At 31.8% G+C, this 16,882-nt stretch carries 18 protein-coding genes; 11 read left to right on the forward strand and 7 right to left on the reverse strand.

From position 1 onward, the window contains the following. From Q0870_RS10650 to Q0870_RS10670, 5 genes are all read left to right on the forward strand, one after another. Positions 1–399: a hypothetical protein gene (locus Q0870_RS10650; RefSeq protein WP_298555452.1), complete on the forward strand. Its 399-nt coding sequence runs from the start codon at positions 1–3 to the stop codon at positions 397–399. A 4-nt stretch (positions 400–403) separates the two neighbouring features. Then, positions 404–691 (forward strand): hypothetical protein, encoded by a 288-nt coding sequence (locus Q0870_RS10655; protein WP_298555454.1) that lies wholly within the window; start codon positions 404–406, stop codon positions 689–691. Between the two features lie 55 nt (positions 692–746). Then, positions 747–1,649, forward strand: coding sequence for a TIGR01777 family oxidoreductase (locus Q0870_RS10660; protein ID WP_298555456.1), 903 nt, complete (start codon positions 747–749; stop codon positions 1,647–1,649). Between the two features lie 273 nt (positions 1,650–1,922). Continuing rightward, on the forward strand, positions 1,923–2,474 hold the full coding sequence (locus Q0870_RS10665; RefSeq protein ID WP_298555458.1) for a sigma-70 family RNA polymerase sigma factor: 552 nt from the start codon (positions 1,923–1,925) through the stop codon (positions 2,472–2,474). 2 nt (positions 2,475–2,476) lie between these two features. Continuing rightward, positions 2,477–2,737: a hypothetical protein gene (locus Q0870_RS10670; RefSeq protein WP_298555459.1), complete on the forward strand. Its 261-nt coding sequence runs from the start codon at positions 2,477–2,479 to the stop codon at positions 2,735–2,737. Here the strand turns inward: Q0870_RS10670 and Q0870_RS10675 are convergent. Then, entirely contained in the window at positions 2,730–3,548 is an 819-nt protein-coding gene (locus tag Q0870_RS10675) for a hypothetical protein (protein WP_298555460.1), read from the reverse strand. The genes Q0870_RS10670 and Q0870_RS10675 overlap by 8 nt on opposite strands. Positions 3,549–3,670: 122 nt before the next feature. Between Q0870_RS10675 and gcvP the strand changes: the two genes are divergently transcribed. The 4 genes from gcvP to Q0870_RS10695 all read left to right on the forward strand — a co-directional run bounded on the left by gcvP (position 3,671) and on the right by Q0870_RS10695 (position 9,085). Beyond that, positions 3,671–6,520 carry an aminomethyl-transferring glycine dehydrogenase gene (gcvP, locus tag Q0870_RS10680; RefSeq protein WP_298555461.1) on the forward strand — a complete coding sequence of 950 codons (2,850 nt, stop codon included), beginning with the start codon at positions 3,671–3,673 and terminating at the stop codon, positions 6,518–6,520. 106 nt (positions 6,521–6,626) lie between these two features. Continuing rightward, positions 6,627–7,685, forward strand: coding sequence for a ketoacyl-ACP synthase III (locus Q0870_RS10685; RefSeq protein WP_298555462.1), 1,059 nt, complete (start codon positions 6,627–6,629; stop codon positions 7,683–7,685). A 2-nt stretch (positions 7,686–7,687) separates the two neighbouring features. Then, the gene (locus Q0870_RS10690; RefSeq protein WP_298555463.1) at positions 7,688–8,209 is read left to right on the forward strand and encodes a methyltransferase; all 522 of its coding nucleotides are present in this window, start codon (positions 7,688–7,690) and stop codon (positions 8,207–8,209) included. A gap of 24 nt (positions 8,210–8,233) precedes the next feature. Next, positions 8,234–9,085 (forward strand): glycosyltransferase family 2 protein, encoded by an 852-nt coding sequence (locus Q0870_RS10695; protein ID WP_298555464.1) that lies wholly within the window; start codon positions 8,234–8,236, stop codon positions 9,083–9,085. A gap of 34 nt (positions 9,086–9,119) precedes the next feature. On the opposite strand, the gene Q0870_RS10700 is transcribed toward Q0870_RS10695, so the two are convergent. Both Q0870_RS10700 and pafA read right to left on the reverse strand, forming a co-directional pair. Next, complete coding sequence (locus Q0870_RS10700) at positions 9,120–9,929, reverse strand: DNA/RNA non-specific endonuclease (protein ID WP_298555465.1); 810 nt, start codon at positions 9,927–9,929, stop codon at positions 9,120–9,122. Then, positions 9,929–11,584, reverse strand: coding sequence for an alkaline phosphatase PafA (gene pafA, locus Q0870_RS10705; protein WP_298555466.1), 1,656 nt, complete (start codon positions 11,582–11,584; stop codon positions 9,929–9,931). The genes Q0870_RS10700 and pafA overlap by 1 nt, the downstream gene beginning before the upstream one ends. Positions 11,585–11,693: 109 nt before the next feature. On the opposite strand from pafA, the gene Q0870_RS10710 reads away from it, so the two are divergent. Beyond that, a complete protein-coding gene (locus tag Q0870_RS10710; protein WP_298555467.1) occupies positions 11,694–12,431 on the forward strand; it encodes an ABC transporter permease in 738 nt (245 codons plus the stop codon). Beyond that, on the forward strand, positions 12,431–13,198 hold the full coding sequence (locus Q0870_RS10715; RefSeq protein ID WP_298555468.1) for an ATP-binding cassette domain-containing protein: 768 nt from the start codon (positions 12,431–12,433) through the stop codon (positions 13,196–13,198). The genes Q0870_RS10710 and Q0870_RS10715 overlap by 1 nt, the downstream gene beginning before the upstream one ends. Before the next feature lie 26 nt (positions 13,199–13,224). On the opposite strand, the gene Q0870_RS10720 is transcribed toward Q0870_RS10715, so the two are convergent. The 4 genes from Q0870_RS10720 to Q0870_RS10735 form a co-directional block, all read right to left on the reverse strand. After that, positions 13,225–13,584 (reverse strand): hypothetical protein, encoded by a 360-nt coding sequence (locus Q0870_RS10720; RefSeq protein ID WP_298555469.1) that lies wholly within the window; start codon positions 13,582–13,584, stop codon positions 13,225–13,227. A gap of 73 nt (positions 13,585–13,657) precedes the next feature. Beyond that, positions 13,658–15,139 (reverse strand): DUF389 domain-containing protein, encoded by a 1,482-nt coding sequence (locus tag Q0870_RS10725; RefSeq protein WP_298555470.1) that lies wholly within the window; start codon positions 15,137–15,139, stop codon positions 13,658–13,660. Between the two features lie 2 nt (positions 15,140–15,141). Continuing rightward, complete coding sequence (locus Q0870_RS10730) at positions 15,142–16,221, reverse strand: mannose-1-phosphate guanylyltransferase (RefSeq protein WP_298555471.1); 1,080 nt, start codon at positions 16,219–16,221, stop codon at positions 15,142–15,144. Then, positions 16,214–16,822, reverse strand: coding sequence for a SprT-like domain-containing protein (locus tag Q0870_RS10735; protein WP_298555472.1), 609 nt, complete (start codon positions 16,820–16,822; stop codon positions 16,214–16,216). Before Q0870_RS10735 ends, Q0870_RS10730 begins: the two co-directional genes overlap by 8 nt. Positions 16,823–16,882 lie beyond the last annotated feature (60 nt).

The following is a 16,882-nucleotide window of genomic DNA, read 5'->3' on the forward strand; positions in this document are numbered from 1 at the left end:
ATGGAAAATTCAAAAATTATTATAGGTTATTTAATTTATTTACCTGTCGTTATTGCACTTACTATTTATGTATCTAAAATGCTTTTCAAAAATGGAAGATTATTTATGATAGATATTTTTAAAGGCAAAGAAGATATCGCTTTAGCCACCAACAAATTATTTGAAATCGGGTTTTACCTTATAAATATTGGTTGGGCGATGTTAATTTTAAAAATCTCTTACTACAGTATTAACGGTATGAGCTATCAAACCCTTATTGAAATATTGAGTAAAAAAATTGGCGGGTTTTCAATCTATTTGGGTGTGATGTTGTTTATTAATCTTTTCTTTTTCTTTAGAGGAAGACGCATTTCTAGACAGAACAAAGGAAACACGCCACCTCAACTACAAAACTCTTAAAGTCATGAAAGTTTTACATTATATAAACTGTTTCTTTTATGCTTTAGCCGTAATACCATACATAACTATATATTATGTTATGTATGGTATGTACGCTCAATTTTTACTTGGAGTATCTCAAGTTATACTAGCATTAGTTTTGTTTGTATTCTTAAAAAAATTCAATCATGAGATTAAAAAACACTTAAGAAATTATTGGATACTTACCTTAGGTATATTATCGCTCATTTTCATAAGTTCTAAAACTTATCAAAGCAGGAATGACCCCATACTAGTGTATTTATTTTTATAATTCCAATATTGATTGCTAGTTACTTTGTTTATATAACTTACTTAATTCAAAAAAAATGAAAACTATAATAATTGCAGGCGGAAGTGGATTTCTGGGACAAGTTTTAGAAAGTTATTTTCAAGAAAAAGGTTTTTTAGTGAAAATTTTAACAAGAAGCCCAAAAAATGAAAACGATATTTTATGGAATGCAAAAGATTTAGGACCTTGGACAAAAGCGCTTGAAGGCGCAGAGGCTTTAATTAATCTTACTGGGAAATCGGTTGATTGCAGATACACGGATGAAAACAAAAAGCTAATTCATGATTCTAGGATAGATTCTACTCATGTACTTGGTTTGGCGATTAATCTTTGTGAAAATCCACCGAAAGTATGGTTAAACTCCTCTACAGCTACAATATATAAAGGCTCTTATGACAAAGAAATGACAGAAGCTGATAGCGAAATTGGTGATGATTTTTCTATGAATATTGCTAAATCTTGGGAAGCAGCTTTTAACTCAATTACAACGCCTAAAACTAGAAAAATCATTTTAAGAACCTCTATTGTTCTAGGTAAAAAAGGCGGTGCTTTAATTCCGCTGAAAAATTTAACTAAGCTTGGATTAGGCGGGAAACAAGGTTTTGGAAACCAAAAAGTAAGCTGGATTCATGAGGCAGATTTTAGTAATGCTGTTGCATTTTTAATAAATACTAAAAATCTTGAGGGGGTTTTTAACTTATGTGTTCCGAAGTCAACAAATAATTCTATTTTAATGAAAACGCTTAGACATGTTTTAAAAGTACCTTTTGGAATTTCTCACCCGACACCTTTATTAAAACTTGGAGCTAAGATAATTGGTACAGAAACAGAGCTTGTTTTGAAGAGTAGAAATGTAATTCCTGAACGTCTTTTAAAAAATGGTTTTAAGTTCACATTCACAAATATTGAAACTGCTTTGATAGATTTAACTGATGCTTAACAGGTTTTAATGAAAAAAGAATCTTGTTAATAATAGTATTTTAGTTGGCGGATAAGCATAAGCGCGTTAGGGATCGCAATGGATAGCCCACAGCTTTTGCGCCTTAGCGCAGAAGCGAGGACTTACACCCTTCGACTCCGCTCAGAATAAACTCCTAGCGCAAACCTTTTAGGGTAACGCCCAAAAAAAATTATGAGGTACTAGTCTAAACATCTATATAAATCCATTTTTTTAGCTTATTTTTGGAATTCAAAAGAAAAATTTGCTACGTTAATGCCTAATCATCAAATTGACCCAAACAAATGGATTGACCTTTATTCTGATTATCTATTCAACTACACCATTTCGCGTGTAAGCGATCGAGATAAAGCTCAGGATTTAGTTCAAGATACTTTTTTAGCGGGTTTAAAATCCATGAAAAACTTTAAAGGAGAAGCAAGCGAGCGCACATGGCTTATTTCTATTCTAAAGCGAAAAATTATAGATCACTACCGAAAAATTAATTCTAATAAAGGTAAAGCCGAAGTAAGAATTAATTATAAAGACAGTGAAAGCGAAGGTGATTGGTTGGAAGAACGTGTTGCAGACCCTTTTGACAAAACTGCTGAAGACACTTTGCAAAACAACGAATTAGGAGATGCTATACATAACTGTTTAGAAAAACTACCTCAAAAACAAGCTGATGTTTTTAAAATGAAAACTATTCTTGAGCATGAAACTGAAGTTATTTGTAATGAACTAAATATTACTGCGTCTAACCTTTGGGTAATTATACATAGAGCAAGAACAGCTATGGCAGATTGCTTAAAAGAAAATTGGTTTTAATTATGAGTAAAATTGAGGTTATGATTCCTTGCGATGAAGCAAATCATGTTTGCGATAAGACACAATACAATGATGCTACCCTATGGGAGAAAATAAAGCTAAATATACATCTAATATATTGTAGAGCCTGTAGAAAGTATACAAAAAACAATGCTAAACTTACCAAGACAATAAAAACTTCAAAGGTTGAGTGTTTAGATAAAAAATGCAAAGACGACATGAAAAAAGATTTCAATAAGGCATTAAAAGAAGTTTCTAATTAAAAGTCAGTAATAAAACGAGCCATAATATTGGTAATCCTTCTACAAAAAAAGAACAGTAATATTTATTTTGTTCAACTCTACTAAAGCACACATATAACGCTGTTATAATGGAAACAATTAATAACACGGTAATTGAATTTGTGCTAGTTTCATCTTTTAAAAATTCTAATAAGTAGAATACTAACAAAAGTACTATGCCTAGAGTTTTTGTTTTTTTAACTCCAAGTTTTTGTGGAATAGTTAATAACGCTATCTTATCGAATTTTAAATCCCTTATCTCAAAAGGCAACATTAATACCAAAACAAATAAAAATCGCTGGATACTGAGTAAAATAATATCCAGATTAAAACCATAATTGGCATTAATTAAAGGAATAAAAACAGTTACTCCGGCCCATACTAAAGCAATTACATAAACTTTTAATCCGCCAACACTTCTGAGGGTACTATTTTGTTTTGCCCCAATAGGAATAGCATAGAAAACAGTTAATACTGCAAAACTTGCAATAAAAATATGTGTATACAGTTTTAGCTGAACTGCATAATAACACATTAAAATAAAGCAAATAAAAGATAGTACTTGAATCAACTTAAGCCAATTTGCCAACCGCCTATGCCGAAACTTCGCAACACCAAAATACTTAACAAAATTATAACCGGTAATTGTAGCATAAAACACAAAATATAATACTGATTCAGTATATGTTAAATTTAGGTTTATTAAGGTAATCCAGGTTAAAGAATATACCGATAAAGCTACATGAATACTACTGTTTATATAAAAGTTAAAAAGTTGTTTTAAAAACCTCATAAGGCAAATGTAATTAAAGTGTTGATAACGTTCATGAATAGTTAAAAACTTTACTTTCTACTCAATAAAATACATCAAATATTACGTATTTTTGCGAATTGTATAATTTAAATCCTGTGTTAATGAACACGAATGCTTTCGCTTTGCGTCATATTGGTCCGAGAGAAGACGATCAAAAACTTATGTTGAAAACTTTAGGTTTAGACTCTTTAGATCAATTGATTTATGAAACTATTCCTGATGATATTCGTTTAGAAAATGGTTTGAATTTAGATAGCCCAATGACTGAACATGAATATTTATTACATATTCATGATTTGTCAAAAAAAAATAAAGCTTACAAAACCTATATAGGGCTAGGTTATCACCCTACCATTCTTCCTGCTGTTATTCAAAGAAATATTCTTGAAAACCCTGGTTGGTATACAGCTTACACCCCTTACCAAGCCGAAATAGCACAAGGTAGACTAGAAGCATTACTGAATTTTCAAACTATGGTGATGGACTTAACAGGAATGGAGATTGCCAACGCTTCTTTACTTGACGAAAGTACTGCAGTGGCTGAAGCCATGAGTTTACTTTTTGCTGTTAGAGAACGTGATCAGAAAAAAGCAGGCATAAATAAGTTCTTTGTTTCAAATAATATATTACCACAAACATTGTCATTATTACAGACTAGAGCAAACCCTATTGGAATTGAATTAGTAATAGGTAATGAAGAGGCATTTGATTTTACAGAAGGATTTTTCGGTGCTATTTTACAATACCCAGGTAAAGACGGTCAAATTACTGACATAAAATCATTTATAAGTCAAGCGAATAAAGCTAGAATTAAAGTGGCTGTTGCTGCTGATATTTTAAGTTTAGTAAAGTTGGAGGCACCTGGTAAATTTGGAGCTGATGTGGTTGTTGGAACCACGCAACGTTTTGGAATACCAATGGGGTATGGTGGCCCTCATGCTGCATATTTTGCAACTAAAAAAGCTTATAAACGTGATTTGCCTGGTCGTATTATTGGTGTTACTAAAGACGCTAGCGGTAATCGTGCATTGCGCATGGCGTTACAAACAAGAGAGCAACATATTAAACGGGCTAAAGCCACTTCAAATATCTGTACCGCACAAGTACTATTAGCTGTTATGGCCAGCATGTATGCTGTATATCACGGCCCTAAAGGCTTAAAATTTATTGCCAACAAAGTGCATAACAAAGCTTCAACTTTAGCTAATGCTTTAGAAAAATTAGGGTATAAACAAATAAACACGTCTTATTTTGATACACTTCAAATTAAAACTAAAGCTAAAAAAATAAAAAAAATAGCAACTAAAAAGAAAGTTAATCTATTTTATCCAGACTCCGGAACAGTAACAATTTCAATTAATGAAACTACAGCTATTCGAGATATTAATTATTTGATTTCTGTTTTTGCTGAAGCTGCAAAAAAAGAAACTATTATAATTTCTGAAGTTGAACACACCAATAATATTTCAGAATCCTTACAAAGACAATCTCAATTCTTAACCGAATCTGTATTTAACACACATCATTCGGAAACCGAATTAATGCGCTACATCAAATCTTTAGAACGTAAAGATTTAGCATTAAATCATTCTATGATTTCATTAGGTTCCTGTACAATGAAATTAAATGCAGCCTCAGAAATGCTTCCATTAAGTTGGTTTAAATGGGGTAACATACACCCTTTTGCCCCTTTAAAGCAAGCAAAAGGTTATCTAACTATTTTAAAAGAGCTGGAAGATCAATTAACTGAAATTACTGGTTTTGCAGCAACATCATTACAACCAAATTCTGGGGCTCAGGGTGAGTTTGCAGGATTAATGGTTATAAAAGCATATCATGAATCACGTAATGACCATCATAGAAATATCTGTTTAATTCCATCTTCAGCTCATGGTACTAATCCAGCTAGTGCGGTTATGGCAGGTATGAAAGTGGTTGTTACCAAATCGACTGAAGAAGGCAACATTGATGTAGACGATTTACGCGAAAAAGCAGAATTACACAAAGATAATCTTTCGGCTTTAATGGTGACTTACCCATCAACTCATGGGGTTTACGAATCAGCAATCAAAGAAATTACAAAAATTATTCATGATAATGGCGGACAGGTTTACATGGATGGAGCAAACATGAATGCTCAAGTTGGTTTAACTAACCCAGGAAATATCGGGGCAGATGTTTGTCATCTTAATCTGCATAAAACCTTTGCCATACCCCATGGCGGTGGTGGCCCTGGTGTTGGCCCTATTTGTGTAGCAAAGCAACTTGAGCCATTTTTACCTGGAAATCCTTTAGTAAAGACCGGAGGAAAAAAAGCTATTACAGCAATTTCGGCAGCCCCTTTTGGCTCTGCGCTAGCTTGTTTAATATCTTACGGCTATATAAAAATGCTTGGCGCTGAAGGCTTAAGAGAATCTACTAAAATTGCTATTTTGAACGCTAACTATATAAAACAACGTCTTCATGGAAGTTTTGAAACTTTATATTCTGGAGAACAAGGCCGTGCAGCACATGAAATGATAGTAGACTGTAGGCCTTTTAAAGCAAATGGCATTGAAGTTACAGATATAGCAAAACGCTTAATGGATTATGGGTTTCATGCACCTACTGTATCATTCCCAGTAGCCGGAACTTTAATGATTGAACCTACTGAAAGCGAAACTAAAGCTGAAATAGACCGTTTTTGTGATGCTATGATTGCAATTAAAAAGGAAATAGATAGCGTATCAAAAGAAGATGGCAATAATGTATTAAAAAATGCACCTCACACATTAAACATGATTACTTCTAATGGATGGTATTTTCCTTATTCTCGTGAAGAAGCAGCATTCCCTTTAGAGTATATAAGAGATAATAAGTTTTGGCCTAGTGTTAGACGTGTTGATGATGCCTATGGTGACCGAAATTTAATTTGTTCATGCATCCCAATTGAAGCTTATGCTGAAGCATAAAAAAAACGGTTGAACGTCGTAATTTATACCAAAACATGAATAGCTATTAACTAAAAACTACATAATTTAGTATGCACGCATAACAACAATAGTAAATATCTATTTTATGAATATCAAAATTACTGGCACAGGAAGCTATATTCCTTCGAATGTTGAAAAGAATGAAGATTTTCATAATCATAAATTTTTAAATAGCGATGGTTCAGCTATAAAAGCTTCAAGTGAAGTCATTGTAAAAAAGTTTAAAGCCATAACAGGTATTGACGAAAGACGTTACGCGAAAAGTCATTTAAACACATCAGACTTAGCATCCTTTGCTGCAGAAAAAGCTATAGAAAACGCCAAAATTAACCGTGAAGATTTAGATTATATTATAGTTGCTCATAATTATGGTGATGTAAGACATGATAGCAACCAAAGTGACACCGTACCGAGTATTGCTTCAAGAGTAAAACACTTATTACGCATTAAAAACCCAAAATGTATTGGTTATGATTTACTTTTTGGATGCCCAGGGTGGGTTGAAGGAATTATTCAAGCAAATGCTTTTATAAAATCTGGTATTGCAAAAAAATGCCTTGTAATTGGTGCTGAAACGCTTTCTCGTGTTATAGACCCTCATGACAGAGATTCCATGATTTATAGTGATGGTGCTGGAGCTGTAGTTTTAGAATACACAAGTGAAGAAGGTGGAATTACAGCTCATGAATCTGCTACTTTTGCTTTAGATGAAGCACACTTTATTTATTTTGGCGAAACAAATAATCCTCAAATTGAAGACAACAGACGTTACATTAAAATGTATGGTCGAAAAATTTATGAATTTGCACTAACTAACGTTCCTCTAGCAATGAAATCTTGTCTTGATAAAAGTGGTGTTCATATTTCTGAGATTAAAAAAATATTAATCCATCAAGCTAATGAAAAAATGGATGAAGCCATTGTTAAACGCTTTTATGAACTTTACGACATGGATATGCCTATGAATATTATGCCAATGAGTATTGGAAAATTAGGAAATTCCAGTGTAGCAACTATACCTACTTTATATGACCTTATTTTGAATGGGGATTTGGAGTATCAAGAAATAAACAAAGGCGATACTATTATTTTTGCAAGTGTTGGAGCAGGTATGAATATTAATGCTATTGTTTATAAGCAATAATTATGTACGAAAAGACCTTTCCAAATAAGCGTTTTAAGCATACTCTTGAATTTTTAGAAAAACATGTTTCAAATTCACAATCTATTTTAGATTTGGGGGTCATAAATCCATTTTCTAAAATCATGAAAGAACATAACTATAAGGTTGAAAATACCAAAGGAGAAGATTTAGACACTGATACATCTACTATTGAAAAATCTGAAGCTGATGTAGTAACGGCTTTTGAAATTTTCGAGCATCTTCTCTCCCCATTTACTGTTTTAAAATCTATAAAATCAGATAAATTAGTTGCTAGCGTGCCTCTTAAATTATGGTTTTCTTCAGCCTATAGAAGTAAAACAGATATGTTAGACAGGCACTATCATGAATTTGAAGATTGGCAGTTTGACTGGTTATTAGAAAAAACGGGGTGGAAAATTATAGATAGGCAAAAATGGACTAATCCAACAAAAAAAATTGGTATTCGACCTATTTTAAGATGGTTTACTCCTAGATATTATATAGTTTATGCGGAAAGAGCTTAACTTTATATCATAAACTTTAAAACTTTGAACTTCTACATTATTATTCCTGCTCATAACGAAGCTGATTCAATTGGTCTTACTCTTCATTCTTTGGTTAATCAAACATTGAAACCAAAGCAAGTGGTTATAGTAAATGATAACTCAACAGATAATACACAAACTGTTGTTGATGGCTATGCTCAAAAGCACCCATTTATTTCGATAGTTCACAACAAATCTTCTAACCAACATTTACCAGGTTCGAAAATCATAAATGCATTTTATAAAGGCTATGAAACCCTAGATAGCAACTATGATGTGATTTGTAAGTTTGATGCCGATTTGATTTTTCCAAATAACTATTTAGAACAATTAGCTAATCATTTTAAAAATAATAATCAGCTTGGTATGGCTTCGGGGTTTTGTTACATCGAAAAAAATGGTGATTGGGTTTTAGAAAATTTAACAAGAAAAGACCATATTCGAGGAGCTTTAAAAGCATATAGAAAAGACTGTTTTTTAGAAATAGGAAAACTAAAACCATCTATGGGATGGGACACCGTTGATGAATTACTGGCAAAATATTACAACTGGCAAATTTTAACGGATGATTCATTGCATGTAAAGCATTTAAAACCTACTGGAACAAATTATAATAAAAAATCTAAATATTTGCAGGGTGAAGCCATGTATAAAATGCGATATGGATTGGCGATAACATTCATTTCAGCTTTAAAACTAGCTTTAAAGAAAAGAAGCTTTTCTTTATTCAAAGATTATATGGCTGGTTATTTTAAAGCAAAAAAAGAAAAAATTAACTTTTTGGTTTCTGATGGAGAAGGTAAATTTATTAGAAAGCTTCGCTGGAATGGCATCTTAACAAAATTAAAGAATTGAGATGCTTCGACTGCGCTCAGCATGACAAAATAGGCTAGTTAAAACTCCAATCCATATAACTACTTGAAGCTTCAAGTTTATTTTCAATCACATCATCCAATTCAGGAAAGAAATCAATACCCGTTAATCTTTCAATTTCATCCACGGATACTACAAAATCATATAAAGGTTTTTTTGAATTTTTATGTGGCATCAAAAAAGCAATCATTTTTGTTTTACCGGTATTGTTATCAATCAAAACTTTATAAAACTGATTTGGTACTGAAACATCCTCATTACCAATAGTTTCCATACTTCCTTTTAAAACTCCGCCAGTTATCACAAAAACACCATCATATTTTCTAGCCCAGTAGCGCACTTTTTGCTCTAACGCATTCCAAATTCCAGCATTAAATTGATGCTCTTGTGGGCTAATATTACTTGTTAAAAAAGTCTCATCATGAGCTTCTTTAGTATATCTCCTATCTCCTGCAGGGCAAAGATGTCCGCGATCATAACCCGAGTTTTTATAATTCCTCCAACTTGCAGCACCTGTTTTTACAGCCTTATCAATTTCAAAATAAGGTCGTTTATGATTGGTGTTTAACAGGTGTGCTTTTTTTAATTCGTAAGCCACCCATTCTGCTTGTTCATGAGTTTCACTATAAGACAGCGAATATCCATTATGATGTATAATTTGATTTGTTGTACTAGTGGGTAGAAAATATTCGTTTGTTGTATGCTTTGTTTTTGCTCCTTCGAATATTACTTCAGACTTTTCTTCTTCAGCTAAAAAAAAGTCATATCCATATACACAAAAAACAATTACAATTGCTAAAAGTGAAAACCAAAAGCGCTTTTTCATTAATCTATTATAAATTCTAAAGGTTGCCCTATAGTAAAGTTGGGAAAACTAATTCCTAATAAGGCTGAAATAGTAGGAGCTATATCGGTGATCTCAGTTTTTTTGAATGTATGTCCTTGTCTAATACCCTTTCCAAAAAATAATAAAGGCACATGGGTATCATAATTAAAACCGCTACCATGTGTTGAACCTGTTTTTCCATAGGAAATAAAAGCAGGATCATCAACTAATAAAATATCGCCGGAACGTTTTTGATTAAAACCTTTTTGCAATAAACTTTCTATTCCGTCATTGAAGTCAATCGTAGTCATAGTAGTTGCTGTATATACTTTATCAATGTTTTTATAGGTTAACTGCTCATTAGCGATTTCTTGTTGAACATTCTTTAAGTCTAATTTCAATGCCTTAATCTTCTCTCTATTTAAAAAAACTTGACTATTGCTAATATTTTCTACAATATCAATTGTGCCATAAGTATCAATTAAAAATTTATTGAATTTTTCTTTTCTTTCTGAACGCTGTATATAACCTGCAGGAATTTTGGCAGATTTCAAATACGCAGGCACTTCAACTGCTCCATGGTCTGCAGTTAAAAACACCGTATATTCACCTATTCCTACTTCAGCATCTAACACTTTAAAAAAACGTACTAAATCTTTATCTAATCGAATATAAGTGTCTTGAATTTCTTTTGAATTTACTCCAAAATTATGCCCCACATAGTCTGTACTTGAAAAACTAACAGTTAATACATCAGTTATCTCATCTTTTCCTAGTCCCTCAGCTTTTATAGCTTCTATAGCAAAATCGGTAACAATACTATTTCCAAAAGGAGTAGTTTTCAAAATATCGAAATCCATATTATTTTTTGCTAACTTTTTTAAATCGTATGGAAAAGTTGCTGTTTTTTTTCCTTTAAATCCTCCTTCAAAATTATTTAAATCGTTACCACTTTCAGAATACGTTGTGATATCGTATAACGTATTCCATGTTTTTATATAATTTTCAATTTGCCTTGAAGTATTAAAAGTTCTCACCCATTTAGGCAAATCTTTCATATAATAAGTGCTTGACACAAAGTTACCTTCTTTCTTACCTCTAAACCAGTACGCTGCATTAGCAGTATGACCAACAGGTAAAATAGCCCCTCTATCTTTGATTGAAATACCAATACTCTTACCTCGCATTTGAGTAAAAAGTCTATTTTGATCTGCAAAAGTTGTGGTTTTCATCCTATGGGGAGACATTCTCTCTTTTTTAGAATTTGTCCCTATAGCTACAACAGAACTATCACTAGCACAATAAACAGTCTTTTTTAATTCTTTATCATACCAATTATTTGCAATTATACCATGATACCTGGGTGTTGTACCTGAGAACACAGAAGCATGACCAGGCCCCGTATAAGTTGGCACATAATTAAAATGATTGTTTTTACAATTAAATCCTTCATTAATCATTCGTTTAAAACCACCTTCACTATATTTATTATAAAACCGGGTTAAATAATCGTATCTCATTTGATCTACAACAATCCCAACAACTAGTTTTGGATTATCATTAATAATTGTATTCTTCTCAGAACTCATTTGGCTTTGAGCCTTACATGAAAAAGAAGTTACAAACACCAATAACAAGTAAAATATTTTTTTCATTTTTTCTTTAAATTTCTCCTTCAAAAATACGTTTTTTAAAACATCATAATTTAAAATTAAGGTTAAATTGGTATAAGTTTTTTTTACTTTAGCAGTTACAAATTTATATATGAATTACCTTCATAACATAGGGACTTATTTTTTAATGATTGTAGAAATGTTTCGAAAACCTACCAAATGGTCGGTAATGAAACAATTAATACTTAAAGATATTGATGATTTAATTATTGGCTCCCTTGGTATTGTAGCCTTTATATCCTTTTTTGTAGGAGGTGTTATAACTATACAAACCGCTCTTAATATTGATAATCCGCTAATTCCAAAATACCTTGTTGGGTTTGCAACAAGACAATCCATTATACTTGAATTTGCGCCAACATTTATGTCTATAATTATGGCAGGTAAAGTAGGCTCATTTATTACGTCAAGTATTGGTACAATGCGAGTTACTGAGCAAATTGATGCTTTAGAAGTTATGGGTATAAATTCCCTTAATTACTTAGTATTCCCAAAGTTTATCTCCATGTTACTTTATCCATTCGTAATATCAATTGCTATGTTTTTAGGAATTTTAGGAGGCATGGCTGCCTGTGTTTATGGTGGCTTTAGCACCCTTGAAGATTATATAGTTGGTATTCAAAACGATTTTGAAACGTTTCATGTTATTTATGCATTTATTAAAACTTTTGTATTTGCTTTTATCTTAGCAACAATACCATCTTTTCATGGATATTATATGAAAGGTGGTGCACTAGAAGTTGGTAAAGCAAGTACAACCTCATTTGTATGGACTAGTGTCGTTATAATTCTATTAAATTATTTATTAACCCAAATGTTATTAAGCTAATGATTGAAGTTAATAATTTACATAAATCTTTCGGTGACACTGAAGTTTTAAAAGGTATTAGTACCTCTTTTGAAAAAGGCAAGACAAACCTTATTATTGGGCAAAGTGGTTCAGGTAAAACGGTATTTTTAAAATGCTTATTAGGTTTATTTGATTATGAAGAAGGAACAATAGCATACGATGGAAAAGTGTTTTCACAACTTTCTGAAGATGAAAAGCGTAATATTAGGGCAGAAATAGGGATGGTATTTCAAGGAAGTGCTCTATTTGACTCGATGACTATAGCACAAAACGTGATGTTTCCGTTACAGATGTTTACTAAACAAAGTAAAAGCGAAATGGAAGAACGTGTAGATTTTGTTTTAAAACGTGTTAACCTAGATAATGCGCATAAAAAAATGCCTAGTGAAGCATCTGGCGGCATGCAAAAACGTGTTGCTATAGCTCGGGCAATAGTAAATAATCCAAAATATTTGTTTTGTGATGAACCTAACTCTGGCTTAGACCCAAAAACAGCCATAGTTATTGATAATTTGATTCAAGAAATTACAGATGAATATCAAATAACCACAGTAATAAATTCTCATGACATGAACTCGGTTATGGAAATTGGTGAAAAAATAGTATTCTTAAAAAACGGGTTAAAAGCTTGGGAAGGTTCTAATAAAACCATCTTTAAAACAGATAATGGGGTAGTAACCGATTTTGTTTACTCTTCAAATTTATTCAAGAAAGTACGTAAAATGTATTTAGACGAAAATAGTTAACTTGAATAAATAGCTAAATTGCACCTCTAAAATTCTTCCCAAATAATCTTATTTATAACACCACATTCAGTATAATAAATATTTAGAAAAACTATATTGGTTTCATCGTAAAACTGAGTATCTATATTAGCTTCAGCTAATAAAGTATTAGAAGTATCATTACTATTAAATGCTTTTATATTTATAAACTCTCCTTTTTTAGTAGTAAAACGTATATCATTTGTTGTATTTTGCTTTACGGTTAGACTCCTTTGGCTTTCTCCATAAGTAACAAGGTAATCTATATCTATTTCTAAACAGGTTCTGAAAAATGTACTCGCAAGAGACAAATCCAAGGTCATATCAGCTCTATTATCTTCCTTTAATTCGTCTTCTTCGCATGACACAAAAAACAAATAAGCCTAACGTAGCAATACGGAATAATGTTTTCATAAACTCATATGTTTTTAAATTATTTTTCTAATTAATTCTTTTAACAACTAGCGTATCCAAATTAAGTTTTAATTTAAGCCACTTTTCTAATTTTTCTTTATCCTTGACCCTTAAATTCTCTTTTGCTAGTGAATCCACCCATTTCACTGAAAAAACTGTTAATGTATCCGTTTTTTTAAAGTCTGAATTAATAACACTAGCGTATGAAAACTGCTCAATAGTTTCATAATTTATCTTTACTTCTTGTGTTAATTCATCAAATGGAATATAATTTTTTTCAAGTTTTGACAGCTGCATTACTTTACCCTCCAAATAAGCTATTTTTTGAGTTTGGGTTAACAAATCTAAAGAGTCTCGTGTACGAAGCTCTTCCATATATTTAAAGTTATCCAAATTTTTAGATCTGTTCTGATTGATAATTAGTTGACTATTGCTAAGCGCACTATAATCTTTCATTCTACTTTGTAAAAGCGCAATTGTTGATTCAGGGATTTCATCCAAGCCAAAAGTATTTAATACAATCTTACTTTCTTTATCTGTACTATACTCATAAGTCATATTATTTCTAATGTACTCTACATGCGGCAGTGCTTCCAGTTCTTTCCTTATAAAACTCCGTGCATCTCTATTAAAATTGCTTTCTTTTAAAACATTTAAAAAAGTCCATACTGCGGGAATCATTACAATAATTGCTAATAAAGATGCCAACCTAGCAATACGCTTTCTTTTTGCTGAATTAGCATATTTAAGCATTGAAAAACGCAAGACTTTCAATACTAAAAAAGTTGCCAATGCTATAAAAATAGTATTGATTGTAAATAAATACATTGCTCCTAAAAAGAACTCTAAATTACCAACAGCCAAACCATAACCAGCGGTACATAATGGAGGCATTAATGCTGTAGCAATAGCAACACCAAAAATTACTGAGGCAATTGTTCCTCTTTTCGTACGTGCAATAATTAAGGCTAAACCACCAAAAAAGGCAATCAACACATCTCTTATATCAGGTTGTACTCTACCTAAAAGCTCATTTGTTTCTTCACTTAAAGGAAAAAATTTAAAGAATAAAAATGCTGTTAATAAACTTAAAACAATCATTGTAGCTAAGTTTATTAATGATTTTTTCAGGGTATCAATATCGTTAATAGCGATAGACATACCAGCCCCTAAAATAGGCCCCATAAGTGGTGAAATTAACATGGCACCAATAACTACAGCTGTTGAGTTGGCATTTAACCCAACTGAGGCTACAAATATTGAACAAATTAAAATCCAAGCAGTGGCTCCTTTAAAAGGAATATCTCCTTTAATGGCCTCAATAGTAGCATCTCGATCAGTATCTTCTCGAAAATCAAGTAATTCTCTGAAAAACTTTTTAACACTTTGAAACAAACCTTTAGCATCATCTTTTACAGCCTGTTTAGATTGCTCTACAACTTGTTCCTTTTTTATAGCCTCGGCTTTAGCTTCTTCTTCAGAAAAATTAAACTTACTTTCTTCACTCATATTTAACCGTATTGTTCTCCAAATTTGTCCTTAACCTGTTGGAGTGTTTTCTTTATATCTTGCTCCTTTGACTTAGGAAAGATAAGCAAAACTTCTTCTTTATCAACAACAATGTAATCTTGTAAGCCATCAATAACCACAATTTTATCATTACTGGTTCTTATCATATTACCTGATGCATCCTCTGATAATGTCCTAGCATTAACAACAGCATTACTAGATTCATCCTTATCTAATTTATCATATAAGCTCCCCCAAGTTCCTAAATCGTTCCAATCAAACTCCGCAGCAATTACATATACATTACTAGATTTTTCCATAATTGCATAATCGACAGATATATTTTCTGCTTTAGGATAATTATCTTTTATAAAATCATCTTCAAAATCAGTATTATAAACAGAGATTCCTTTTTCAAACAAATTATATAATTCAGGTTGATTATTCTGAAATGCCTCAACTACACTTTTTGCACTCCACATAAAAATTCCAGCATTCCATAAAAAATTGCCTTGAGCAATAAATTCCTTTGCTGTTTCGTAATCTGGTTTTTCTCTAAATTGATTTACAGATTTTGTCGCTTTCGCGGAAGACTTATCGTACTCAATATATCCATAACCCGTATTTGGGAATGTAGGTTGAATTCCTAAAGTCATGAGCGCATTATTTTCTGAACAAAAATCAAAAGCTTGCTGTACATTTTTTGAAAATGTTTTTTCATCTTCAATCCAATGGTCACTAGGCGCTACAATCATAACTGCTTCAGGGTTTTCCTTTTGTATTTTTAATGATGCATATAAAATACAAGGTGCTGTATTACGCATTGCAGGTTCCAAAACGACTTGACGTTGTTCAACTTCTGGTAATTGCTCTAAAACCAAATCATTATAACGCTCATTGGTTAATATAAAAATATTTTCTTTCGGAATTAAATCTGCCAAGCGGTGAAAAGTTTTTTGTATTAGTGTATCACCAGTCCCCAACATATCGTGAAACTGCTTAGGAAAATCTTCTGTGCTAACAGGCCAAAATCTTGACCCTACGCCTCCTGCCATTAATATGGCATAATAGTTTTTATTCATTGTTTTCATTTATCAATTCTACTTCTGCGTTGGGATTAAATAAATATAATCTTCCTGTTTTAACCTCAGCACACTCATAACGTTTTACTCGTTTATTACCCATTTTAAAAACTTTACCGTTATATAATTTAAAAGTTTCTCCCAAAGGTATATCAAAAATAAAGGTTTTATTATTGGGTTCGTCGAATTGCTTTAAAGCTAAGGCTAGTTGCGTATCTGTATCGCTAGAAGCTTTTGGGTTTTTAAAATGCTTAGCCAATAAAGGCAATAGTTTATTTGGAAAAACTTCAGGGTTTATAAAAGGCAACATTAAATGCTGAAATGTACGTTTCCATTGTATACCATGTGGTTTAATAAACCTACCGTAGGTGTTATAAGCTTCAAAATGTGCGATTTCATGTATTAAGGTAATTAAAAATCGATATTTATTTAAGTTTGAGTTTATAGTAATTTGATGTTTTCCATTTGGTAGAGATTTATAATCTCCATGGCGCGTTTTTCGTTCCTTTTTTATTTTAATAATAAGGTTACCATGCTCTAAAAGTGAAATAACTTTTGGAATAGCTTGTTCTGGAATATACTTTTGAAGTTGAGCTTGCATTACTGCTAAAATAAATGATTTTATTTGAAAAAAAAGAAACTTGACTTAGTTAGAATAAAG

This window comes from uncultured Algibacter sp. (assembly GCF_947487575.1).
In the GTDB taxonomy this organism is placed as follows: domain Bacteria; phylum Bacteroidota; class Bacteroidia; order Flavobacteriales; family Flavobacteriaceae; genus Algibacter_B.